The sequence below is a fragment of the Ruminococcus sp. genome, from assembly GCF_016283395.1.
The window spans coordinates 142,496-167,659 of sequence record NZ_JAEEMU010000032.1; the positions used below are offsets into that span (position 1 = coordinate 142,496).

15 protein-coding genes are annotated in these 25,164 nt (G+C 44.9%); 7 read left to right on the top strand and 8 right to left on the bottom strand.

The window, feature by feature from the left end:
- Positions 1 to 120 precede the first annotated feature (120 nt).
- Positions 121 to 1,461 carry an MATE family efflux transporter gene (locus QZZ41_RS01255; protein ID WP_295066981.1) on the top strand — a complete coding sequence of 447 codons (1,341 nt, stop codon included), beginning with the start codon at positions 121 to 123 and terminating at the stop codon, positions 1,459 to 1,461.
- Positions 1,462 to 1,517: 56 nt separating this feature from the next.
- On the opposite strand, the gene QZZ41_RS01260 is transcribed toward QZZ41_RS01255, so the two are convergent.
- Complete coding sequence (locus tag QZZ41_RS01260) at positions 1,518 to 2,189, bottom strand: TetR/AcrR family transcriptional regulator (protein ID WP_367267424.1); 672 nt, start codon at positions 2,187 to 2,189, stop codon at positions 1,518 to 1,520.
- Between the two features lie 307 nt (positions 2,190 to 2,496).
- Here QZZ41_RS01260 and QZZ41_RS01265 point away from each other — a divergent pair, with 307 nt between their 5' ends.
- Positions 2,497 to 4,596 carry an efflux RND transporter permease subunit gene (locus QZZ41_RS01265; protein WP_295066984.1) on the top strand — a complete coding sequence of 700 codons (2,100 nt, stop codon included), beginning with the start codon at positions 2,497 to 2,499 and terminating at the stop codon, positions 4,594 to 4,596.
- 35 nt (positions 4,597 to 4,631) lie between these two features.
- Positions 4,632 to 7,349: a hypothetical protein gene (locus QZZ41_RS01270; RefSeq protein ID WP_295066986.1), complete on the top strand. Its 2,718-nt coding sequence runs from the start codon at positions 4,632 to 4,634 to the stop codon at positions 7,347 to 7,349.
- A 284-nt stretch (positions 7,350 to 7,633) separates the two neighbouring features.
- On the opposite strand, the gene QZZ41_RS01275 is transcribed toward QZZ41_RS01270, so the two are convergent.
- The 7 genes from QZZ41_RS01275 to QZZ41_RS01305 all read right to left on the bottom strand — a co-directional run bounded on the left by QZZ41_RS01275 (position 7,634) and on the right by QZZ41_RS01305 (position 16,147).
- Positions 7,634 to 8,131, bottom strand: a complete 498-nt coding sequence (locus QZZ41_RS01275; RefSeq protein ID WP_295066988.1) for a GNAT family protein — start codon at positions 8,129 to 8,131, stop codon at positions 7,634 to 7,636.
- 145 nt (positions 8,132 to 8,276) lie between these two features.
- Complete coding sequence (locus QZZ41_RS01280; protein WP_295066990.1) at positions 8,277 to 10,916, bottom strand: cation-translocating P-type ATPase; 2,640 nt, start codon at positions 10,914 to 10,916, stop codon at positions 8,277 to 8,279.
- 845 nt (positions 10,917 to 11,761) lie between these two features.
- Positions 11,762 to 11,917: a cyclic lactone autoinducer peptide gene (locus QZZ41_RS01285; RefSeq protein WP_295066992.1), complete on the bottom strand. Its 156-nt coding sequence runs from the start codon at positions 11,915 to 11,917 to the stop codon at positions 11,762 to 11,764.
- A 179-nt stretch (positions 11,918 to 12,096) separates the two neighbouring features.
- Positions 12,097 to 13,308 carry a sensor histidine kinase gene (locus tag QZZ41_RS01290; RefSeq protein ID WP_295066994.1) on the bottom strand — a complete coding sequence of 404 codons (1,212 nt, stop codon included), beginning with the start codon at positions 13,306 to 13,308 and terminating at the stop codon, positions 12,097 to 12,099.
- A gap of 99 nt (positions 13,309 to 13,407) precedes the next feature.
- On the bottom strand, positions 13,408 to 14,133 hold the full coding sequence (locus QZZ41_RS01295) for a LytTR family DNA-binding domain-containing protein (protein WP_295066996.1): 726 nt from the start codon (positions 14,131 to 14,133) through the stop codon (positions 13,408 to 13,410).
- Positions 14,130 to 14,714 carry an accessory gene regulator B family protein gene (locus QZZ41_RS01300; protein ID WP_295066998.1) on the bottom strand — a complete coding sequence of 195 codons (585 nt, stop codon included), beginning with the start codon at positions 14,712 to 14,714 and terminating at the stop codon, positions 14,130 to 14,132. The genes QZZ41_RS01295 and QZZ41_RS01300 overlap by 4 nt, the downstream gene beginning before the upstream one ends.
- 287 nt (positions 14,715 to 15,001) lie before the next feature.
- The gene (locus QZZ41_RS01305; protein ID WP_295067001.1) at positions 15,002 to 16,147 is read right to left on the bottom strand and encodes a sugar-binding protein; all 1,146 of its coding nucleotides are present in this window, start codon (positions 16,145 to 16,147) and stop codon (positions 15,002 to 15,004) included.
- Between the two features lie 529 nt (positions 16,148 to 16,676).
- Between QZZ41_RS01305 and QZZ41_RS01310 the strand changes: the two genes are divergently transcribed.
- The 4 genes from QZZ41_RS01310 to QZZ41_RS01325 all read left to right on the top strand — a co-directional run bounded on the left by QZZ41_RS01310 (position 16,677) and on the right by QZZ41_RS01325 (position 25,115).
- Positions 16,677 to 18,470 (top strand): ABC-F family ATP-binding cassette domain-containing protein, encoded by a 1,794-nt coding sequence (locus QZZ41_RS01310; protein WP_295067004.1) that lies wholly within the window; start codon positions 16,677 to 16,679, stop codon positions 18,468 to 18,470.
- 102 nt (positions 18,471 to 18,572) lie between these two features.
- Positions 18,573 to 20,639 (top strand): CotH kinase family protein, encoded by a 2,067-nt coding sequence (locus QZZ41_RS01315; protein ID WP_295067006.1) that lies wholly within the window; start codon positions 18,573 to 18,575, stop codon positions 20,637 to 20,639.
- 81 nt (positions 20,640 to 20,720) lie between these two features.
- Entirely contained in the window at positions 20,721 to 21,374 is a 654-nt protein-coding gene (locus tag QZZ41_RS01320; protein ID WP_295067009.1) for a hypothetical protein, read from the top strand.
- 303 nt (positions 21,375 to 21,677) lie between these two features.
- Positions 21,678 to 25,115 carry a glycoside hydrolase N-terminal domain-containing protein gene (locus QZZ41_RS01325; RefSeq protein WP_295067011.1) on the top strand — a complete coding sequence of 1,146 codons (3,438 nt, stop codon included), beginning with the start codon at positions 21,678 to 21,680 and terminating at the stop codon, positions 25,113 to 25,115.
- The last annotated feature ends 49 nt before the right edge of the window (positions 25,116 to 25,164 follow it).

A 25,164-nucleotide genomic window follows, 5' to 3' on the forward strand; every position in this document is an offset into this window, starting at 1 on the left:
GATTTATGCGATTTAAATGTGCCGTAAGCGATGTACGGGTATCAGTATTGATAAATAGTAAGCGAGCTTGCAAGCGTCAACGTGGCTGCGGTCAAGCTGGCTCAGCTTGAAAGGAGATATATGAAGGATAAAGGATTATACAAAAATCTGTTTACTATAGTTTTACCTATAGCTTTCCAGTATTTCATGTCGTCGCTGGTATCGGCTTCGGACGCTTTTATGCTGGGATTTCTAAATCAGGACTCACTTTCGGCTTCCTCCCTTGCAGGACAGGTCGCCTTTGTGTACAGCCTTTTCTTTATGGCGTTCATATCGGGCTGTAATGTTCTTGCTGCTCAGTACTGGGGCAAAAAGGACCGTGATACTGTTGAAGATGTCCTTGCTCTTACTATGAGGTACTCTCTCTTGGTGGGAGCTGTTTTTACTCTGGGAGCACTTATTTTCCCCGAATTAATAATGCGTTTTTTCACTAACGATCCCGAGCTTGTACGTCTCGGCGGAGTGTATCTGCGGACGGTGTCACTGTCATACGTCCTTGCAGGTTTCTCACAGGCTTATTTCGGCATAATGAAGGTCTGTGACTGCGCAAGGCTCAGCTCCCTTATAGGAAGCCTTTCCGTAGTCTTTAATATAATAGCAAACGGCTGTTTCATATTCGGACTCGGACCTTTCCCCGAAATGGGCATAAGCGGTGCGGCTCTGGCAACTGTTCTTGCGAGAGCATTTGAGTGCATTTTTATCCTTGTGGTAATACTCCGCGGCAAGTGTCTGCCATTGCGTGTGGGAAAGCTTGTAAGGCTGAAAGACCGTGTTCTCCATAAGGACTACATAAAGTATACTCTGCCCCTGCTGCTCAATCAGCTTGGCTGGGGCGGCGGAGTAACTATGTACTCAGTTATCATGGGCAGGCTTGGCACAGATGCTGTAGCTGCAAACTCCATAGCAAGCATCGTTCGCTGTATAATAGCAAGCCTTTGCTGGGGCATCGCAGCAGGTGTAGGTATCGTACTTGGCGGTATGCTGGGCAGGAACGAGATCGAAGAAGCTAAAAAGGCAGGCGGTAAATTCGTGCGGCTGTCTATTCTCATAGGCGTAGGTTCGGGAGTAGTTATACTTGCGTTAACGCCTGTTATACTTAAAGTCATAAACCTCAATGATCAGGCGCAGTATTACCTGAAATATATGATGTTCATGGCGGCTTACTATATCATCGGAAATTCCCTTAACTCCACTATTATAGGCGGAATGTTCCCCGCAGGCGGTGATACGCGGTTCGGTATGATATGCGATATCGTAACGCTGTGGTGCGTGGTAGTGCCAATGGGCGCTATCGCTGCCTTTGTGCTGAAACTGCCTGTACTTGCGGTGGCGTTCATACTCACGCTGGACGAGTTCGTGAAAATACCTGCTGTATATAAGCATTACATGAAGTATAAGTGGGTAAAGAATATCACACGTTAAATATCCCTAAAGTATTGAAACTCCCCATTACTGTTTATTCGGTAATGGGGAGTTTTTTATGTTCTTATTTCGTGCTGGGAGATTATAAGTCTTATGGAATTGTAGAGATAAGGCTTTAATTCGGCAATTGTACAGGGCTCTTTATAGAGTATAGCCGAATAGCAGGTGGAGCTTACAAGCTCGATTATCATAAAGAGCATTATCTCGGGATCGCGGAAATCATAGGGAGCTTCGTTCAACATAGTGTAATATACTGTTGCAAAGTCCACGTCTTTATCAGATGCAGGTGAAGTTATGGCGTTTTTGAATATGCCCCAGCTCAGGTTCTTGGATATGAATGTGAGAAGCGACTGGTCATTATTGAGCTGATTGATGATATTGTCAATAAGTCTTATGAGCTTGTCCTCGAAGGAAAGCTGGTTCAGCTCGTCGCCGAGCTCGTCAAGAGCGGTCAGGAACAACTGACTCGACTTATGAGACACCAGCTTGTTCCTTATATCATATTTGTCCTTGAAATACAGGTAAAATGTGCCTTTTGCGACACCTGCCTTGCTTACGATATCCGTGATAGAGGTCTTGCTGAATCCTTTAGTGGTAAAAAACTCGAATGCAGTTTTAAGCAGTGAGTTTTCTTTCAGCTTTTTATTAACATCGACTTTACCCATTATGACCTCTCCTTTCATTTTATCCTTTGTGTGGAATGTCATCATCGCCATTCCTGTTGTCATAATTATTATATCCCGAAAAACAGGCAATGTCAAGGGCATAAAATTGACCAACAGTCATCTGAGATGAGAGGTAAAATTGTGCAGGTATACAAAATTTATGACCGAAGGTCATTTTTGCTTCTGAAAGCAGTTGACTGACGGTCATTTTTGTAATATACTATGAAATAACAAAACGGCGGGCGCATACTGAATGTCCGCAAAGCCGATACAGCTTTATATAATTTCCCATTAAAAAGCTCTTTTCCCAAAGTATTGACTTGCGGACATTCAGTGTGCATCCGTAATATGAAAGAAAGGATATGATAATATGCTAAAACTCGGTGAATGGATAGCAAAACACAGAGCACTCATACTTGTGTTCGCGGTAGTGATGCTTATCCCTGCGGCAATAGGATATGTAAATACCCGTGTAAATTACGACATTCTATCTTATCTGCCGAAGAATATCAATACAATGGTGGGACAGGATATCCTGAAGGAACAGTTCGGACAAGGCGGCTTCTCCCTTGTAATGGTGGAGGGAATGAGCGACAAAGATGTCGCGGAGACTGCCGACAAGATAGCGGCTGTTGACCATGTTTCAGACGTCATATGCTATCAGTCACTTACAGACTGTAATATACCAATGGAGATACTTCCTGAGAATATCTACGATTTCTTCAACAAGGGCGACACTACCATGATGGCTGTATTCTTTGATGATACGACCTCAGCAGACGCTACTCTCAATGCTGTAGAGACAATGAGGAATATCACTTCAAAGCAGTGCTTCATAAGCGGTATGTCGGCAATGACTCTTGATATGAAGAACATCACTCAGAGTGAGACGCTTATATATGCATTGATCGCAGTTATCCTCACAAGTATCGTACTTATGATAACAATGGATTCTTTCCTTATCCCTGTATTCTTTATGCTGAGCATAGGTTTTGCAGTAGTCTGGAACTTAGGCTCCAATATCTTCCTCGGGGAGATATCATTCATCACACAGGCACTTGCAATGGTATTGCAGCTCGGTGTTACAATGGACTACTCAATTTTCCTATGGCACAGCTACAAGGAACAGCAGAAGTATTATCCCGACAGCAGACAGGAAGCAATGGCACACGCTATTGCAGCTACTATAACATCAGTTGTAGGAAGCTCTTTCACAACAGTTGCAGGCTTCCTTGCAATGTGCTTCATGACATTCACGCTTGGTCTTGACCTGGGCATTGTAATGGCAAAGGGCGTTGTATGCGGTGTTATCGCCTGCGTAACAGTGCTCCCGTCAATGATACTCATATTCGACAAGGCAATAGCAAAGACCTCACATAAGGATTTCTTACCGGGCTTCAAGCGTACATCTTCATTCATCGTAAAACACTCATGGGTATTCCTTACAGGAGCGATAGTTCTTCTGATACCTGCTGTATTCGGCAACAACAACTACGGTGTTTACTACAAGCTTGACAGCACTCTTCCTAAGACTCTTGACAGCGTTATAGCAAACACAAAGCTTGCTGAGGAATACAACATGAACAGCACACATATCCTCATGGTAAAGTCGGATATGAGTGCAAAGGACGCTAAGAGCATGATGGACAAGATAGAAAGTGTTGACGGCGTTCAGTTCACAATGGGCTTCAATTCACTGGTAGGCTCGGCTATCCCCGAGGAAGCAGTTCCTGAGGAACTCAGAAGCGTACTTAAAAGCGATGAATGGCAGCTAATACTTGTAGGTTCAGAGTACGAAGTTGCTTCTGACGATGTAAATCAGCAGGTTGGCACTATAAACAAGATCGTAAAGAAATACGATCCAAACGGAATGCTTATCGGTGAAGCTCCTGCAACGAAGGATCTTATCACTATAACCGACAGAGACTTCAAGATAGTAAACTTCCTTTCAATAGCTGCTATCTTCCTTATAATCGCATTTACATTCCGTTCGATATCACTTCCTGTGATACTTGTTTCGGTAATAGAGCTTGCAATAATGATAAACCTTGGTATAGCTTACTACACAGGCTCAAAGCTATCGTTCATAGCTCCTATCGTTATAGGTACTATCCAGCTCGGTGCAACTGTTGACTACGCGATACTCATGACAACGAGATACCGCACAGAGCGCAGCAGCGGCAAGGATAAAAAGGAGTCTATCAGCATTGCACTCAGCACTTCTATAAAATCGGTCATCACATCGGCTCTCGGATTTTTCTCCGCAACAGTAGGTGTTGCACTGTATTCCGATATCGGACTTATCTCAGAGCTGTGTATGCTCCTTGCAAGAGGTGCGCTTATCTCAATGGTAATAGTAATTACCGTTCTCCCGTCAATGTTCATGGTCTTTGACAAGGTGATATGCAAGACCAGTGCAGGATTTCTTCCCAAGAAAAGCAAGTTTGAATACAGATACAAAAAAGCGTAAAATAGCCGAAGGTTTCATATAAAGGAGAGATAGATATGAAAAAGATGAGTAAAGTTATGGCAGCCCTGCTTGCAACCGCAGTATCCGCAGGCGCAACAGGCTCTATCGCATATGCAAAGAGCAGCGGAAAGGTACAGAAAACCGTTGAAAAGGCAAAGGAAACAGATACAGCAGAGACAGCTGCAAGAAAAGACAACGGTGAAAACGCATACAAGGACGAGACAGTTTACGTCCTCTGCAACAGCGATTCAAGCATAAAGAACGTAGTAGTAAGCGACTGGCTCAAAAATGCTCCCGCACTGGGAAGTATCTCCGATATCTCAGAGTTGAGCGATATCGTCAATGTCAAGGGCGATGAGGAGTTCTCATTAAACGGCGAGAATATAAGCTGGCAGGCAGACGGCAGCGATATCTACTACAAGGGCAATACAAACAAGGACCTTCCCGTTGATGTGGATATTGAGTATACTCTTGACGGCAAGAAGGTAACTCCTGAAAGCATCAAGGGAAAGAGTGGACACCTCGTTATCCGCTGGACATACAAGAACAATCAGAAGGTAAAGAAGAACGTAAACGGTACAGTAAAGGAGCTGTACGTGCCTTTCATGGCAGCAAGTGCCGCTGTACTCAGCACGGACAATTACCTTAATGTTGAGGTCAAAAACGGCAAGGTCATATCAGACGGCGACAGACTTATCGTTGTGGGTATGGCATTTCCCGGACTGGGCGAAAGTCTTGACCTTAACAAGATAGAGGGAATGAACATAGAAATTCCCGACAGCTTCGAGATATCCACAGACGTTACGAATTTTGAGATGAATACCTCTGTTACGGTAGTATCCAATGAGATATTCTCACAGCTTGACATAGACAACGCTGCCGATCTCGGCGACTTAAAGGATAAGCTGAAAGAACTCAGCGACGGTGCAGAAAAGCTCACAGACGGTACAGCTTCGCTTTATGACGGCATAAAGAAGCTGGGCGGCGGTACAGGCGAGCTTACAAGCGGTATAGATAAGCTCCTCAGTGGCTCTTTAGAGCTTAAAAACGGTGCTTCGGAGCTTGACAGCGGTGCTAAGAAGTTAGCAGACGGCGCAAAGACTCTCTCGGACTCTACAGGTACATTTGAGGCAGGTCTGGGAAGTGCAAAGGACGGCTCTGCAAAACTTGTTGCAGGTATAGACCAGCTCAGCGGCGGAGCATCACAGCTCGGCGAGGGTATGGACAGTGCAAAGGCAGGCTCTGCGGCACTGGTTGACGGCTTCGGCAAGGTAAGCGCAGGCGCAGACGCTCTCAGCAGCGGTCTCAAGGACGCAAAGGACGGCTCTGACGCTCTTACCGCAGGCTTTACAAAGGTAAACGAAGGTGCAGCAGCTCTCAAGAGCGGCGCAGGTACTCTTACAAGCGGCGTGGGTGCTATCAAGGACGGCAGTACACAGGTCAAGGACGGTTCTGCACAGCTTGCGGCAGGCGCATCTGCACTCAATGACGGAGCAGCAAAGCTCAGCGAGTCAGCAGGACAGATGTCAGCAGGCATCACAAGCGCAAAGAGCGGTGCAGAGGCTCTTGCAGAGGGTATATTAAACGCAAAAACAGGTGCAGATCAGCTCTCAGGCGGTGCAGCAGCTCTCAGTGAGGGCGCAGCAAAGCTCAGTGACGGCATTGCAGCAGCAGGCTCATCGCTTGATACCACTATCGCTGCAAACGAGCAGGCTCTCGCAGCATTACAGGCATTATATCAGCAGTCTCCTTCACAGGAGCTTGCTGTGGCAATAGGAACTCTTCAGCAGACTATCGACGGACAGAAGCAGATATCAGCATCTATGGCTGAGGACGGTTCTCTCGGAGCAGGTGCAGCTTCTGTGAAGAACGGTGCAGCACAGCTTAACGGCGGTATCGGTCAGCTCAGTACAGGTCTTGAAGCTGCAAAGAGCGGCTCTGAGACATTAAAGGGCGGCCTTGCAACACTGGACGAGGGCGGCAAGGCTCTGGCAGCAGGAGCTTCTACCCTTTCAGGCTCGACAGCTCAGCTCTCAAAGGGTGCATCAGATCTTAGCACAGGTGCAGCTTCTCTTGACAGCGGTATCGGTACTCTTGCAGGCGGCAGCAGCCAGCTTATCGGCGGTCTTGATTCACTTGTGAACGGTATCGAGCAGCTCAGCACAGGAAATGCTTCACTCAATGCAGGACTTGGCAAGCTCAGTACAGGCGCAGTTGATCTCAGCGGCGGTATCGGTCAGCTTTATGACGGTGCAGCAGCTCTTGACGGCGGACTTGCACAGCTTTCACAGGGCACACTTACACTTAACGGCGGTATCGGTCAGTTAAGTGCAGGTGCAGTAACTCTTGATGACGGACTTGCACAGCTCTTCGGCGGCAGCAAGCAGTTCAGCAGCGGTGCAAAGACTCTTTACGACTCTATAAAGCTTCTCAGCACAGGCGCAACAAAGCTCAGCGGCGGCTCGGGAGAGCTTTACAGCGGCATAGATAAGCTCAAGACAGGCGGCAAGACTCTCGCAGACGGAGTAGGTCAGCTTGAAAGCGGAGCTAAGGCTTTGAACGACGGCATGATAAAGTTCAATAATGAGGGCATATCAGTGCTTACAGGTGCTGTAAATGAAAATCTCCCCGATATCATCGAGAACTTCAAGGCTTTGAGAGACGCATCGCGTGAGTATAACAGCTTCTCTGGCATATCAGATAAAATGGACGGCAGCGTTAAGTTCATCTACCTCGTTGACGGAACCAAGTAAGTGATTAGTTATTAGTGGTTAGTGCATAGTAGGGGCGGATATTATCCGCACTTAGCCATTAGCCGTGGATTTAATTCGGAATGCGGAATTCGGAATTGTAGGGGCGAGTTCCGCTCGCCCGTATAATCCCTACAAATTGTTCCGTAAGCGATGTACAAGTAAGGGTGGTGAAACGAGTGAGCGAGCTTGCAAGCGACAACGTGGAAGCGGTCGAGCTGGCTCAGCTCGAAAAAGCCATAGTACTTCTGTATTTCAGAAATACTATGGCTTTTATTGTTGTTATTCTATTTCTTGAACACCATGTTGCATCTGCCCCACATTTCATCGCCGTAAGGGAATGCATCGGGAGTTGTATGTCTTTCGGTAAAGCCTGCGCTCTCGTAGCACTTCCGCGCTTTCTCGTTTACGGTAAACACGTTGAGCTGTACAGTGTCCGCTTTCAGTATATCAAGGCAGTACTTAGCGGCAAGCTGTATCATTTCCCTGCCGTAACCCTTGCCGCGCTGTGCAGGGTCTATGATAACGAAAGCCAGCATAGACTCATTGCTTTCAGTGTTTATGCCGCAGCACAGAAATCCAGCCACTTTTCCGTCATCTGTAGTCGCAACGAAAGGGCAGTCACCGTGTTTGATGTACATATCCGCAAGGAATTTGTCAAATGCGTTCTTTTCAAGTGGATAGGGAGCGTGTTTTGCGCTCCACATGGCGTGAGTGCGCTCGTCTGTAACCCAGTCCTTTATTGCGTCAAAATCATGGCTTGGTATGTATGGTCTCAGTCTCATGGTAACACCTCTTTGTCAATTCATAATGCATAATTCATAATTATTGTGTCCGCTGACGCAGATAAAAAATGTAGGGGGCGATGCCCACATCGCCCCGCATTGTTGTTTATTATTATTGGGCTGATGTAGGCATCAGCCCCTGCAATTACTTTTTATCAGCGTTTCTCTGGAAATACTTTACTAACTCAACTATCGGTACGATGAACATACCGCAGATGAATGCGCAAAGGTAGTTTTCAGACAGAAGCTCTACAAGAGAGAACATTTCTCTGAGTGAAGGTATAAAGAGTATCGGTATTGTAAGTAAAGCTGAAAGTGCGATAGCTCCGATAAGTACCACATTGTGCTTCTTCATGGAGAAGATAGACTCTTTAAGGCTTCTCATGTTCCATGCATGGAGCATCTCACATACACAGAGAGTAATGAATGCCATTGTCATACCTGCCTCGTGTCCTTCGCTGTTATAGCCGATAACGTAGGAAACAAGTGTGAGTAATGCGATAACAGCACCCTGCCAGAGCAGATTTATACCCAGACCGTCCGAGAAGATGTGAGAATTGCTGCTTCGCGGTTTACGTGACATGATGCCGTTTTCGGCTGGCTCCATACCAAGTGCGATAGCAGGGAAACAGTCAGAGATAAGGTTTATCCAGAGCAGGTGTACAGGATTAAAGAGTACGAATGAGCCGCCTGTAAGACTGCCAAGACCTATTGTAGCGATAAGTATGCAGAGTACCTCACTGAGGTTGCTTGAAAGCAGGAACTGTATAGCCTTGCGGATATTGTCGTATATACGTCTGCCCTCTTCGACAGCTCCTACGATAGTTGCGAAGTTATCGTCTGTGAGTACCATGTCGGCAACGTTCTTTGTAACGTCTGTACCTGTGATACCCATACCAACGCCGATGTCAGCACTCTTGATAGAAGGTGCATCGTTAACGCCGTCACCTGTCATAGCAGTAGTCATGCCCTTTTTGCGCCATGCATTTACTATACGTACCTTGTGCTCTGGCTGTACACGCGCATAAACGCTGTAGTCGCCAACGTGCTCGTTGAATTCCTCATCAGGTATCTTTGAGAGCTCTGCACCTGTGAGAGCCTGCTGACCGTTGCCGAGGATACCGAGCTCCTTAGCGATAGCAACAGCGGTGTCTCTGTGATCGCCTGTTATCATAACAGGACGTATGCCTGCTGTGCGGCAGAGACCTATAGCGTCCTTTACTTCGGGACGTACAGGGTCGATCATACCTGTCATGCCTATGTATATAAGGTCGTGCTCAAGAGCTTCGGGAGATGTATCAGAAGGGAGCTCATCGTATTCGCGGTAAGCTGCAAGCAGGACTCTGAGAGCCTGATCTGCCATTTCCTTGTTCCTGCGGAGTATCTCAAGTCTGTCGGACTCGGTCATTATACGGACTCCGCCCTCTTTGAACATATGTGTACAGTTTTTCAGCACTTCGTCAGGTGCGCCCTTTGTATACTGGATATAGCCCTTGTCAGTCTTGTGGACTGTGGACATCATCTTTCTGAGTGAATCGAAAGGAGCTTCTGCAACTCTTGGGGTTGCAGCTTCAAGCTCGTACTTTTTAAGGCCGCATTTATGTGCGTAAGCTACGAGAGCAGCTTCTGTAGGCTCACCTGCAACTGTATCATCAGAGTTGAGCTGAGCGTCACAGCAAAGAGCCATAGCCTTTGCAAGGAGCTCTTTGTCGTCTGTATTTTCGTGAACGACAGTCATCTTGTTCTGTGTAAGAGTACCTGTCTTGTCCGAGCATATTACCTGTGCGCAGCCGAGAGCTTCAACGGCGGTAAGTCTGCGTATGATAGCTCCGCGCTTTGACATATTGGTAACGCCGATAGAAAGGACGACAGTAACAACTGCTGCAAGTCCCTCAGGGATAGCTGCAACAGAGAGGCTGACAGCGATCATGAAGGATTCAAGGAACTTAGGAAGTGTGATAGCACCGTCTGCAATGAGCATACGAACTATGTTAAGTCCGAGAATAATAACGCATATAACGAGTACAGCGATAGAGAGTATCTTGCTGAGCTGGTCGAGGCTCTTCTGGAGAGGTGTCTCATCATCATCAGCGTTAGCGATAGCACCTGCTATCTTACCCATTTCGGTCTTCATACCTGTAGCGACTACAACTGCTTCGGCACGGCCGTAAGCAATGCTGCTGCCCATGTAGAGCATATTCTTTCTGTCGCCGAGAGGTACTTCCTCGCCTGTGAGGACTTCGCTGTCCTTATCAGAGGGGACGCTCTCACCTGTCAGGGCTGATTCCTCGGCTTTAAGTGCAGCGGCTTCGAGTATACGGCAGTCCGCAGGTACATTGTCACCTGCTTCGAGGGCGATGACATCACCCGGTACAAGATCTGAGCTTGGTATAACAACAAGCTCGCCCGAACGGAATACCTTGCTCTGTGCGGCACTCATTGCCTGTAAGGCTTCTATGGCAGATTCTGCTTTATTTTCCTGATATACACCGAGTACCGCATTTGCGATAACGACGAACAGGATTATGAAAACGTCCGCATCAAGCTTGCCTTCGGATATTATACCTGTGATAGCTGATATAACAGCAGCTGCGATAAGGACAAGTATCATTGGATTTTTGAACTGTTCGATGAAACGCGCCATAAGAGTAGGCTTAGGCGGTTCGTCAAGTTTGTTCTTGCCGTTGGTCTCAAGGCGTTTAGCAGCCTCTTCCTTGGTAAGACCTGATACCGAGCTGTCTACTTCCTTTAATACGGAGTCGGTGGATTCGAGATAATGTTTCATTTTTTCCTCCCCTAAATATCATTAGTATAAAATAAAAACTGCGTCAAGGCATATACAGTTTAGATATAGCCTTTAATGCAGTACTAAACAGATAAAATTTTATCATTTACGGATAAAATTGTCAAGATATATGGGTGTTCGATAAGTGAAAATATGGTGACAGAATTGTGAATGCCAAAATAATAGGCTTATAACAGGAAAAGAGTCCGTTCCTCAGAGCAGAAACAGACTCTTTTTTGGAAGCTGAAGCGGAGCTTCCTGTATGAAAAATCACTGTATGATTTACTTCGAAACAAGCAAATGAATGGAAATTCTGATTTGCTATTGTACTTTCAACGGTTTTTTATTTATAGAGATGGTTTTTTAGAGAGATCTGAAAGCGTAATGGGGGGTTCACTGTTTGTTCCGAGTGAGATGACATACGAATGATCATCAACCTGCGAGGGCGGAAGAGTGTATCTGCCGATTGCTCGGCAGATCTCTATTCCGTTAGGGGATATGATGTATTATAAAAGCTGTTGGCGTGATCAATGGTGCAGGCATCAAAATGATGCAGCCACGATGAGTAATTTGATTGTATGCCCATTTTAGGTTCGCCTCCCGAAGAGTGACTACACAATCATCTGACCCTGTCGATTGATCATTGTTTATGATTGATTGCTGTGTAAATACTGAAACCTGTAATGGAACATTTGATGATAATTACTATAAATTAGTTGTGGTTCGTTTCATGCTGCTCAGCGCATCAGAGAATAAAATACGCTTCGATTAGTGCGATCGTGTAAGATTGTTGCAGTGAATAATGTAATAGAGAATCGATTAGCTGTTATGTTTTTTGTTATCGGTTAGAATTTTCTGAACTTTTTGAGATCTTTTGGGGGAGTAGGCTGGTTGTAATACCAAAGACAAGCTGAATTCACATTCTGCTCGGCAGCCTTTACAGATTTTGCAACGATAGTTTTCATTATTTTTGCTTTGACAGAGTCACAAGAAAACTTCATTTTAAGAAATACCTCCTGTTAAAATGTTGTGTGGGCACCTTCGGGGTGACGCCTAAGTATTATTATATTTATGAAACCGAAAAAGTCAAGGCTTTTGCACTAAACGCCGTTTATTTGCATTTTTAGTATGAAATTATAGAAAATTTATATATTAATTATATATTTATGTGCTCATTTTGTTACGTATTGTTATTTGGCTTAGTATCGGGGATTGGTATAAGGATTTCGGTTATGAACATATCATTTTCCGTATGCGCATTGAAGTTTCCGTGATACTTTTCACAGGCACTTTTAATATTTGACATACCAATACCCTGGTGTCCCTTTTTGGTGCTCCTGTATCTTTTCTTTACGTCCTGATTTACTTTTGCGAAAGTATTCTCAACGTAAATGAAAACGAAATAATTACGTCTTGCGATTGAAAGGGATACATGACGTTTTCCCTCGGGAAGCTCTGCGCAGGCTTCAAAAGCATTGTCGAGCAGATTGGAGAAGATCGCTGTTATATCAAGGTTTGATATGAAATTCACCTCAGTGTATTCTGCATTTACCCTGAAATCAACCTTCATAGTGTCTGCTGTTTCAAGCTTGTTGTTTACGACAACGGTAAGGATAGGGTTTTCACATTCAAAGCGCGGCATGAGCTTATTCAGCTCGATATTGAGCATATCCCTGTACTTTCCTGCTTCGTCGGCCTTATTTGTGTTTATAAGACCTTCGAGAGAAGCTATATGCTTACGTACATCGTGTATTACTTTTCTTGAAGCTATATACTTTTCGTTTAGGCTATTATAGGCATTGAGTTGAAGTGTTGACTGCTGAGTTAAAAGTTCCAGTTCTTTTTCTGTTTTATATGCTTTTGAGATGCGGTTGATAAGATATGTAAGATAAAGGTCAAGAAGGAGAAACAGAAGAAGGATAATAACTATCTCATAGCCTGTTGTTGTCAAGTCGATGATGTCCGAAAGGAAATTCAGAAGAAGAATTTCACCGAGTATAAGTCCGAAAAACATGATGACTTCGTGTGTTCTTATATTATTCATGCCCTTTTCAAGGTCGATGGATACGAAACTTTTAGCTAATGCAAGCATGATTATCCAGTCCATTATGGCTGTAGCTGCGTAACCTGGTACTTGATTAGTAAGTTCTAATGCTGAGACGCTGGTAATCAAAGAAATAATAAAAGCTGTTATCATTTCGACTATGAGCATTACTACAAGGATAAATGTATCATAGATAAGGAAGCTTTTTCCTGACGGTTTATAGAAGAGCAGCGTGAGCAGTATCATTGAGAAGAATGCGGAGGAAAGATTGACTATGGGCAATTCATATCTCTTTACGTATGCAGCTATCAGCGAAAGTCCCACAGCACATAATATTTTTACCCACAAAGGATATTTCTTTGATACATAAAGTTTATCATACAATACAAATGAATAAATGAAATATGCGAGCATTGTCGCCGTTTGAAGTAAGAACATCATAATACTTTAACCTTGCCTTATATAGTTTTTTATGAAACGGCTGAATTCATTATGGAATTCCTTTAGCTTTTTCTGCGCTATAGGAACTTCTATGCCGTTGGTGGTATACAGTGTAAAGTTATTTAGCTTATCGATGTGCTCCATATTCACTATAAAGCTTTTATGAGGGGAGACAAAACTTTCCGAGTTGATTATGCTTAAAACGTCAGAAAGGCTTCCTTTTATAGGATATTGTTCTGATTTTGTGTATACGGTTATCCTTCGGTTGCCTGTATATTCGAATACGTATATATTCTTCAGGTTGAGCAGCAGAGGACCGTCCTCGCCTTTCAGCTGTATTACTGTATCCTTATCCGCATTTTCCGAAAGATACTTTGTAAGCTCGTCAAGAACAGTGAAAATACGGCTTTTTTCAAATGGCTTTACAACGAAGTCGAACGGGTGTACGGCATAGCTTTGGAGAGCCAGTTCAGAGTGATTGGTGACATAGACTATCCTTGCGCGTCTGTCGATCTGCCTGTACAGCTGAGCTGTTTTCAGACCGTCCATGCCGCCCATTTCGATATCAAGGAATAACAGATCAAAATCGAGCTTGCTGTCGAGCAGCTTTTCTCCGCTCTGGAAGCTGTGGACATCGAATTCTATGGCGTGAGATTTGCTGTAGCTTGAAATGGCATTTTTCAAAGCCTGGATCATATCATTGTCATCATCACAGATACCAATGTTTATCATATTTTCGCTCCTTTCCTGTTACTGATACGACCTGCAATGAGCAGGACAGCAGTAACGAATATCGCTGATGATACCGAGAGCAAAGGCATATACAGCCTTAATGCGGCTGTTACCGCAGCGATAGCTATTGCAATGGCTGTGGCTATCAGTGAACGGCGTCTGAACACTTTGCGTTCAATGTCATCAAATGGTTTGGTGGGTGTCTCTGTCGGAGCAAAAATAGTGATTATAATTGCTCCTGTGCCTGAAAATAGTGCCGAGACATAAAGTCTTTCGGGGTTACGCAGCAGTTTTGAAATGACGATGATTATCATGAGCATTGTAATAGAGAGAATAATGCAGCCTATCCTTGAGCTTGAGTGATATCCTCCGCAGCAGCTTCTAAGCATAATAAAAAACATGAGAAATATTATTATTGCTATGAAGCTTTTCAGAATTGCTGCAATTATCAGTGCTAATGATGTGAGAACAGTTTTCATTATGGTAATTTCAAGGCCATACCGAACAATTTCAGCATCATCGTTTTTTACGTAACCGTTCCTTAGCAGTTTTTTCATTATCGCATTGAGTATTTTATCCATTCTTAATATCCCTTATACTCCTTTACATTATGATGCTTGCGTATCTTGTTGCGATAAAATTACTAAATTATGTTCTTTCTGTTATCAGATTAATTATATATCAAAATGCAATAAAAAGTCAAGATGCTTGCGGAGGAAAAATGTCGATAATAAGAAAAAAGCGAAAGAGTGGTGTATATAGTTCGTCAGATATCTTCTGTTTATGCATTGTCTGAAAAATGAAAAAATCAAGCATCTCCGAGCTTTTGCACGGAGATGCCTGATATTGTCTGCTGATCTATGCGGCTTTATTTTACAGCTTCGAGGTATTTATTGTTGCTGTCCCATTTATACATACCTGTATTTACGAGAAGCTGGAGATTATCCTCTGTGATAACATACGGAGCGAGTACGTATGCCTGAACATACTTGACGCCGTTGTTGTAAGCCTCGGAATCATACTTTACATCTACAGAGAGCTGTTTTGCAAATGCTGCGGCAGGGATCTCGCCGTTGAGCAGTGTTTTGCAGACCTCGAAAGCAACGCTTGCTTCATCTCTTAAGTTCTTGTAAACTGTCATTGCCTGTTTTTTGTCAACAATATTTTTGAGATTGGCGATATCGCCGTCCTGACCTGTTATAACAGGGGTATTAGAGCCGCTGTAATTTGACTCGATAGCCTGAACTACGCCGAGAGCTGTTGAATCATTAGAGCAGAGGACGGCGTCAAGAGTTGTGCCGTCTGAATAGTTCTTTTTAAGATTTTCTATCATGTCCTTCTTGGCGTTTTCCGGTAACCATGCAGTTGTTGCAACTCTTTCAAAAGTTTTCTTGCCCGAAGGGATCACAAGAGATCCGTTATTGATACAGTCTTCGAGCTCTTTGTAAGCACCTTCAAAGAAATAACGTGCATTACTGTCGGCTGCGTCACCTGCTACCAATTCGATATTGTGTGGCTCTGAACCGCTGCCTACTTTGAGGGCGTCCTTGATGAATTCAGCCTGAAGCTTGCCTACCTCGTAGTTATCGAATGTTATGTAGTAGGTTATAGCACTTGTACCTTCGATAAGACGGTCATAAGAGATAACAGGGATATCCTTTTCCTTAGCTGACTCAAGAGTCTTTGCAAGTCTTGTTCCGTCAACAGCTGCAACAAGAAGAAGATCAACGCCGTCATCTATCATACCGATAATGTCGTTATTCTGCTTTGTGGCATCATTGTTTGAGAATTTGAGCTCTACCTTATAGCCAGCTCCTTCAAAAAGGTTTTTAAGGTATTCACCATCACTGTTCCAGCGTTCAAGCTCCTGAGCAGGCATAGCTATACCTATTTTTTTACCTGCGCTGTTATTAGAACTTTGGGGTGTGTCCTTTTTTTCTCCTTTTGTGTTTCCGCATGAAACGAAAGTGCCTAACATTGCGGCAGAGAGTATAGTTGCTAATGCTTTTTTCATAATATTACCCCCTTGGTATTTTAATATCCTTTTTTGTTTCTGTTTTTGCTTCTTTAATATAAGAAGCAGATCATATCCTTACTTTTTTATTGTACTCAAATTATCCACCAATGTCAATATCTTTGCAGATTATTTGTCGGAATGTATAATATAAATTTGCAAAATATAGCAATATGTTATACTAACTTTGTATATTTAAAAAATCAACAGTTTATTGATATTTATTGAGTAAAAGAATGTATGTTGATTTCGCTGTTTTGTTATGTTATAATTTAGTTAATGTGCTGCCCTGAACTTTGGTCAGGGAGCGGATATTTATTATACGGTAAATTGAAATAGGGAAGAAGCTTAGCCCTTAGGCTTTAGCCGTTAGCTATTAGCCAATGTGTCGCCTTCGGCGAATGATTTAAATAATGTGAGCGTAAGCGACCTCTTTCGGCTACAGGCTCATGGCTAAAGACTGAGAGATAATACTTCTCTGATCCAATCACTGTTATAAACACTAACAAAAAGCTAAGGAGCGAGAACTGTGATATTATTAACAGCTCAGAACATATCAAAAACATACATGGAAAGAAAAGTCCTCGACGATGTTTCCTTCTTCCTCAATGAAGGGGACAAGGTGGGCATTATCGGCATAAATGGTACGGGTAAATCCACTTTGCTGAGGATACTTGCAGGTGCTGAGGAAGCCGACAGCGGTGAAGTAATCAGGACAAACGGCATAAGACTTTCCTATCTTCCGCAGATACCGCAGTTCGATGACCACGGGAGCATATTGCAGCAGGTGCTTTCGCATCTTCCAGATGATCTGCGCTCCTCAAAGGAATACGAGGCTAAGTCAATACTGGACAAGCTGGGGCTTTCGGACTGCGAAAGGGATATAAGCACTCTTTCGGGCGGCGAAAAACGCCGTGCAGGCATTGCTGCTGCGCTTATACAGCCCAGCGATGTACTGCTCCTTGACGAGCCTACCAACCACATAGACAACGAGACGGCACAGATGCTCGAAGATCTGCTGATGAAATACCGCGGTGCTATCGTAATGGTAACACATGACAGATACTTCCTTAACAAGATATGCCGCAGCATAGCTGAAATAGACCGCGGAAAGCTCTATACCTGCAACGGAAACTACAGTGAGTATCTTTTTGTAAAGGCTCAGCGTGAAGCCGATGCGGAGGCTGCCGAGCGAAAAAACAAGTCCTTGTACAGGCGCGAGCTTGAATGGATAAGCCGCGGTGCAAGGGCGAGAGGTACAAAGTCAAAGGATCGTATCGAACGCTTTGAGGCACTGAAAAACAGGGAGATACCCGTTGAGGCGGAAAAGCTTAAATTGCAGTCCGTGTCCTCACGACTGGGCAAAAAGACTATCGAAATAGAGAATATCAGCAAATCCATAGACGGCAAGCCCCTTATCACGGACTTTTCGTATATCATCTCCCGTGACGCAAGAATAGGCATAGTCGGTCACAACGGAGCAGGAAAGAGTACATTTTTGAAAATGCTTATCGGTGAGACAGCTCCCGACAAGGGAAGCATAGTCCTTGGAGATACCGTGAATATCGGCTATTTCTCCCAGGAATGTGAGTCTATGGACGAGAGTATGCGCGTTATCGAATATATACGCGAGACTGCCGACAGAGTGCAGACTCCCGACGGGACTGTTACCGCAGCGCAGATGCTTGAACGCTTCCTCTTTACGCCCGAACTTCAATGGAACAGGATAGAAAAGCTATCGGGCGGTGAGAGAAAAAGACTGTATCTGCTGAAAATACTTATGACTGCGCCGAATATACTGCTCCTTGACGAGCCTACCAATGACCTTGATATAGTTACTCTCACCATACTCGAGGATTACCTTGAAAGCTTCAGCGGAGCTGTTATAGCGGTATCACACGACAGGTACTTCCTCGACAAAATGGCAAGCGAGATACTGGAATTCAAGGACGGTCACTGTACAAGATATAATGGCAACTACAGCGATTACGCCGAAAAGGCTCTGCAAAACGATTCAGTCGGCGACTCTAAGCCAAAGAAAAAGGGCGAGAAGAAAGAACGTACCTTTATTGGTAAGACAAAGCTCCGTTTTTCATTCAAGGAGCAGCGTGAGTATGAGACTATCGACGATGATATAGCAAAGCTGGAACAGGCTATTGCAGATGCGGAAAAGGAGATAGCCCAAAATTCCTCGGATTATGTCCGCTTGCAGGAGCTTTCCGACGAAAAGGACAGGCTCGAAGCAGAGCTTTCCGAGAAAATGGACCGCTGGGTGTATCTTAACGACCTTGCCGAAAGAATAGAAAAAGGGGAAATGGTGTAAGCGAAGTTCATGTATTTCTGAAAATTTATAAAAAAGGGTGAGATTTTTTCCGTTTTCAAACGACTAATATATAGAAACAATATTCAGGGGGGTGAAGTTTTTATGTATTTCAAGACTATAGCAAGATCTTTCATATCTGTTATCACAGCCGCAGTTTGTCTCAGTACGGGAGCTATGTCCGCTTTTGCAGCGGGAGACCTGGCTTTTTCCCGTGATCTTGACGCAATAGGTATAAACGAAGGTGTAACAGCTGCTGACGCAGAGGAAAAGGAGTTTAAATATAAGGAAATACCTGTAAGCTCCTTTGTTTTTTCAAATTTTACTGCCCAGACCAACTCCGTACTCGAACGTGTAAACTGGTCATTCAGTGAGTGGGAGGACTGCCATTATATCTTCCTGCCTGCATCTGCTGACAGGAAAAAGCTGCATATAGACTATGTTTGCGATGAGGGTGAAGTTTTTCTTGACGGCGAGAAAATAGTGTCGGGAGTAGATACGGACATACTTTCAAAAAAAGACGAATTCAAGGTGATGACGGCAAAAGGCACAGACTGCGGAATACTTAAAATATTGCAGTCAGACCACGGAAGCATATTCATGCAGAGTGAGGGTAACAGCTTCAACGACCTTTACAACAACCGCTGGCTTGACCTGACGGCACACAGCCTTATGCTCGATGCCGAGGGAAATGTGGTTTACAACAGCGTTATAGAAAAAGTGTCCGCTCACGGTAATTCCTCGTGGGATTACAGCAAGAAAAAGCCCTACAATATAAAGCTCCCCGAGAAAGCCGACCTTTTCGGAATGGGCAAGGCTAAGAAATGGGTGCTTCTTTCCAATTACCTCGACCACTCTATGCTGCGCAACAAGATCACCGAGGAGATGTGCAAGGCTGTGGGTATGGAATACACTATGGATTCCGTATTCGTTGACCTGTACACGGATAATCAGTATGCAGGAACATATCAGCTGTGCGAAAAGGTGCAGATACAGAAAAAGCGCGTGAATATCACTGATCTTGAAGAAGAAACGGAAAAACTCAACGAGAAAAAGCTGAAAGAATATCCACGTATGACGGTGGGGGCGGCAGACACTCTCGAATACATGGAAAACAGCTATAAATACTACGATATCCCAAATGAGCCCGAGGATATCACAGGAGGTTATCTCTTGCAGCTCATTCAGTGGAACAGATACGGCGGCAAGGCGGACAGCGGCTTCGTTACCTCAAGGGGACAGGCTGTGTCCGTGGAAGGTCCTGAGTACGCTTCAAAGGCGCAGGTAGAGTATATCCGCGGCTTCGTTCAGGACATGGAGGACGCTATATACTCCGATACGGGCTATAACAGCAAGGGAAAGCACTACACCGATTATGTCGACCTTGACTCACTTGTAAGGGCTTATCTTGTGCAGGAAATATCCGAGAATATCGACGCTACATACAACAGCTTCTACTTCTGGAAGGACTCTGACCTTAAAGGCGACGGCAAACTGCATTTTTCGCCTGCATGGGATTTCGACCTGAGCTATGGTAACTTCATCACATCGAGGACTAATTCCGACGGAAATACAGGCTGGTCCTCGTCATTCAACAACCTCTTTGCCGCATACTTCCCTATACACGGTTCGTCACTTACAATTCCCGAAAGCGGCAGACCTACCGTTGGAATGAGTTGGATAGGCAGGTTATTCAAAAACAATGATTTTCATTACAGAGTTGCAGATATCTATTTCAAAGACTTTGAGCCATTCCTGAAAAAGCTCACAGGCGGCGACTCCCCTTACCTTACGGAAATAGCTGAGGAGCTGAGCAAGTCAGCGGAAATGAACAATATGCTCTGGCACACCTACGGCGGCAGGCAATACCTGATATTTGGCACATCAAGCGGCGCGACCTACCTTGAGTCGGCGGATATGGTGCGCCAATTCATAGAAAAGCGTGCCAACTGGCTAAGCTCGCTGTGGAAGAATGACAGGTCTAAAATGGGCGATGTGAACTATGACGGCGAGATAAACGTGGCAGACCTTCTGATGCTGCAAAAGTGGCTGCACGGCAGCGGAAAGACCGTATACCTCGAAAATGCCGATGAAAACGGTGACGGAGTCGTAGACGTGTTCGATATGTGTCGGTTAAGGACGGAAATACTGGGCTCACAGGAGAAAAAATGACGGCTTTCGGCTTGACAGAAAGCCTTGGAGCGTGATATACTTACTATAATGCTATTTACTACCAAGAAATGAGGAATGTCAATGCTCAATCAGCTTCTCAATAAGTTTGAACGAAAATTCGGTAAATTTGCCATTCAAAACCTGATGCTGTACATTATAATCGGAATGGGTGTTTTTTACGCAGCAGATGTTATTCTGAAAACGAACCCCGATAATAACGTATACATCTTGAATATGATATACTTCGACCGCGAAAGGATACTTTCGGGACAGGTCTGGCGAGTCCTTTCCTTCTTGTTCATGCCGCCTGATAGAAGGATACTGATAGTTGTGTTCTTTCTGTATTTCTACTGGCTCATGGGCGTTAAGATCGAAGAACGATGGGGCAGCTTCAAATTCAACGTTTATTACTTCATAAGCGTTCTGAGCTGCATAATAACAGGCTTTTCAGTAGGTTATGCAACAAATGTATACCTCAATCTCAGCGTGTTCCTTGCCTTTGCAGTGCTTTTCCCCGAAGAGCAGTTATATGCGTTTTTCGTGCTCCCCTTAAAAGCAAAATGGTTAGGAATCGTAGATGCCATTTATCTGGTGTACGAATACGTAAAAGGCGGCTATTATATTCGTTTGTTTATCATAGTTTCACTGGTGAATTTCTTCATTTTCTTCGGAAAGGACTTCATACAGCTCATGTACTACACAGGCAGACGCTATTATCACAAATTAAAAAAATAACATAAAACATCAAAAGCTCTCTTGCAAAAACAAGGGAGCTTTTCTTCATATTTTTTACAAAGTTAAATCAACATATCTCTGTTTCTTTTATTTAAGCTGCACAAATAAAATGATGACTATTTTTATTGCTTTTTTGCAAAATCAGTACTCTAATTGTGGATATTACGTAGAATTTCAGTTGTATTCATTGACAGTTTAAGTGCTCCGTGATAGAATTTAATAAAAAGATAAAGATGCACAAATATAAATGTGCAAAATATAGAAGGAATTGTATAAAAATACGCAAAAAGGAGTTGGGATTGAATGAAACCAAAGAAAAACAAGCGTTTCATATCTTTCCTTGTTTCAGCCTGTATGGCTCTGCCGCTCATAACCGACAGTATGCCTGTACCCTCGCTGAAAACAACTGCTGTAAAAGCAGGTGCTGCCAACGGACACGATGACGACCTCGTGCTTCGGTATGACAGCATGGCAGGATATGTAAGCACCGACAACGCATTCAACAACGATGAGTCGTTCTACAAGGCTCTCCCTCTCGGAAACGGCCGTATCGGAGCAATGGCTTACGGCAACTGTCCCGATGAGCTCTTCGAACTGAACGAGTGTACCGTATGGAGTTCGGGTCCGGGCAATAACAACAAGGAGGGTGCAGCATCTCACCTCTCAGAGGTGCAGGACCTTATCAAAAGCGGAAAGTACAACGATGCCAATTCGATAGTAGCCCGTCAGATGATAGGCGGAGGCGAGGCTAAATATCAGAAGGTAGGCGCACTGAAGCTCAGCTTCGGTCACGATAAGGTGTCGGGCTATTCCCGTGAGCTGGATATGAATGACGCAGTTGCAAGATGCTCATATACGTTCAACGGAAAGAGGTATACCCGTGAGACCTTCGTAAGCTATCCCGATCAGGTCATGGTTACTCGTATAACCTGTGACAGCAAGGGTGCGGTATCATTTTCGGCAGGCTATGACGGTCTGCTCAACGGCACTGTAGCTACTGAGGGCAATGACACTATCGTTGCTAACGGTCACGCTGATGAGGATCTCTGGATAAGAGGTGCAGTTTATTACTCCACACGGAGCAAGGTAATACCTGACGGCGGAAGTATCAGCGCAGGCAGCGGAAAATTGTCCGTTTCTGGCGCAGATTCCGTAGTTATAATCACATCTGTACGTACAAACTACGTGGACTACAAGACCTGCAACGGCGATGAAAAAGGCGATGCAAAAGCCGATATCGCCAAGGCTGAGACAAAGTCCTATGATACCCTCTATCAGAACCACGTACAGGACTATCAGGCACTTTTCAAGCGCGTTGATATAGAGCTGGGCGGCGATACCGAAAACGCAAAGAAGATGACCACTCCTCAGCGTATATCCGACTTCGGACGTTCTAACGACCCGAAAATGGTGGAGACTCTCTTCCAGTACGGAAGATATATGATGATAAGTGCGTCCCGTGACGCTCAGCCTATGAACTTACAGGGCATATGGAATAAATACTCCGCTCCTGCATGGGGCTGCAAATACACAACGAATATAAATTACGAAATGAATTACTGGCCTGCATTCACCACAAACCTTGCTGAGTGCTTTGAGCCCTTTGTTGAAAAGGCAAAGGGACTGGCTGCTGCGGGAAATGAGACTGCAAAGGTGAATTACGGCATAACAGAGGGCTGGGTGCTCCACCATAACACCGACCTCTGGAACAGGACAGGTCCTATAGACGGTGCGTGGGGACAGTGGCCCACAGGCGGCGCATGGGTGTCAAATATGCTCTATGACGCTTACCGCTTCACTCAGGATAAGGACTACCTCAGCGACATATATCCCGTTATCAAGGGCAGTGCGCAGTTCCTCAACAAGCTTATGATACCTGCGACTATAAACGGTCAGGAGTACATGGTAATAAGCCCGAGTACATCGCCTGAGATAAATCTTCCTGCCTATCCCGATGACAGCATTGACCAAAGTATTACTATGGACAACGGCATCGCCCGTGAGCTTTTCAAGGACGTTTCGGAAGCCTCTGAGATACTTGGCTGCGATTCCGAGCTGAGGGATCAGCTCAACTCAAAGCTCACCCTTATAAGACCCGAAACTATCGGTAAATGGGGACAGATACAGGAATGGGCACAGGATTGGGACAACAAGAACGAAAAGCACCGTCATATCTCCCATATGTACGCGCTTTATCCTGGATTTGAGATAACTCCCGAGGATAATCCAACTACTGCAAAGGGGGCTTCCGTCTCACTCAATGCTCGAGGCGATGACGGTACAGGCTGGTCGGAAGCATGGAAGCTCAACTGCTGGGCAAGGCTTGAGGACGGCGCACACGCATATAACCTCATAAAGCTGCTTGTTACGCCCGTAAACAACTACGGCAGACTTTACGATAATCTCTGGGACGCACATCCGCCTTTCCAGATAGACGGCAATTTCGGCTTTACATCGGGCGTTGCGGAGATGCTCCTGCAAAGTCAGAATGACGTTATAACTCTTCTTCCTGCACTTCCGAAGCAGTGGTCGACAGGTCACGCAAACGGTCTCTGCGCACGAGGAAATTTTGAAGTAACAGAGATGAACTGGAAGAACGGCAGACTTGAAAATGCAACTATACTCTCAAAATCAGGCGGCGTTTGTACTGTAAGATACAGCGGCGCGATGATAAGCTTTGAAACAGAGGCAGGCAAGGAGTACAGCCTTAACGGTGAATTGCAGTTTGACGGCGAAGAGCTGCAAAACCTTGCTCTCGGCAAAAAGGTGACAGCTTCGGGCAGCGATAACGGCGAGACTCCCGAAATGGCTGTAGACGGCGATGCTTCCACAAAGTGGTATCACAACGACGGCATCGGCGGCGAATGGATACAGGTAGATCTTGAAAAAGAATGCAATATTCAGCGCTGGAGCGCGAAATTTGCAGGTCTGAAAGAGAAAAACACCTTTGATCCGCGCGATTTTGTGCTGAAAGCAAGCTCAGACGGCGAGAACTGGACTAATATCACCGAAGTTTTCGGCAATACAAAGAGCTCATGCGGCAGAAATGTCAGCGGAGTAAACGCAAGATACGTGCGTCTTGAAATACGCACATCAACTCAGGACAACAGCGGCGGCGCAAGAGTCTACGAGCTTGAGATATGGGGCAATAACGGCAAACCGCCTGTTCCGAAAACTGCGTATAAGAACTACGGATGCAGCAGCTATAACTTTATGCGCGGCGAGATACGCAAGGACGACAGCGGAAATACCGCTATCGGATATATCACAGACGGCTCTTACATAGTTTTCCGCAAGCTTGATTTTGAAAGCGGAGCAGAGGGCTTTAAGGTACGTGCGGCAAGTGCTACGGACGGCGGTACTATCGAGGTGCGTTTAGGCTCTGCCGAGGGCGATATCATAGGCAAATGTAATGTACCCACCACAGACGGCTGGGACGAATACGTTGACCTTGAATGTGCAACATCTCAGTGTACGGGCGAGCATGACGTTTATCTCGTATTCCGCGGCGGTGACGGCTATCTTTTCAATGTGAATAATTTCAGTTTTTACGGTCTTTCAGGGGATGTAAACGGCGATAGGGAAGTGGACATATTCGATGTCCTCCGTTTCAGAAAGGCACTTATCAAACAGACAGAACTCAGCGGTCTCGGACTGTCCAATTCTGATCTGAACAGCGACAGCGAATCAAATGTAGCAGACTTGCTGCTATTACAGAAATTCATGTTGGGAAAGGGTTGAATATATGATCAGGGGCGCACAATTGTGCGCCCCTAAAGCGTGTCGTTTA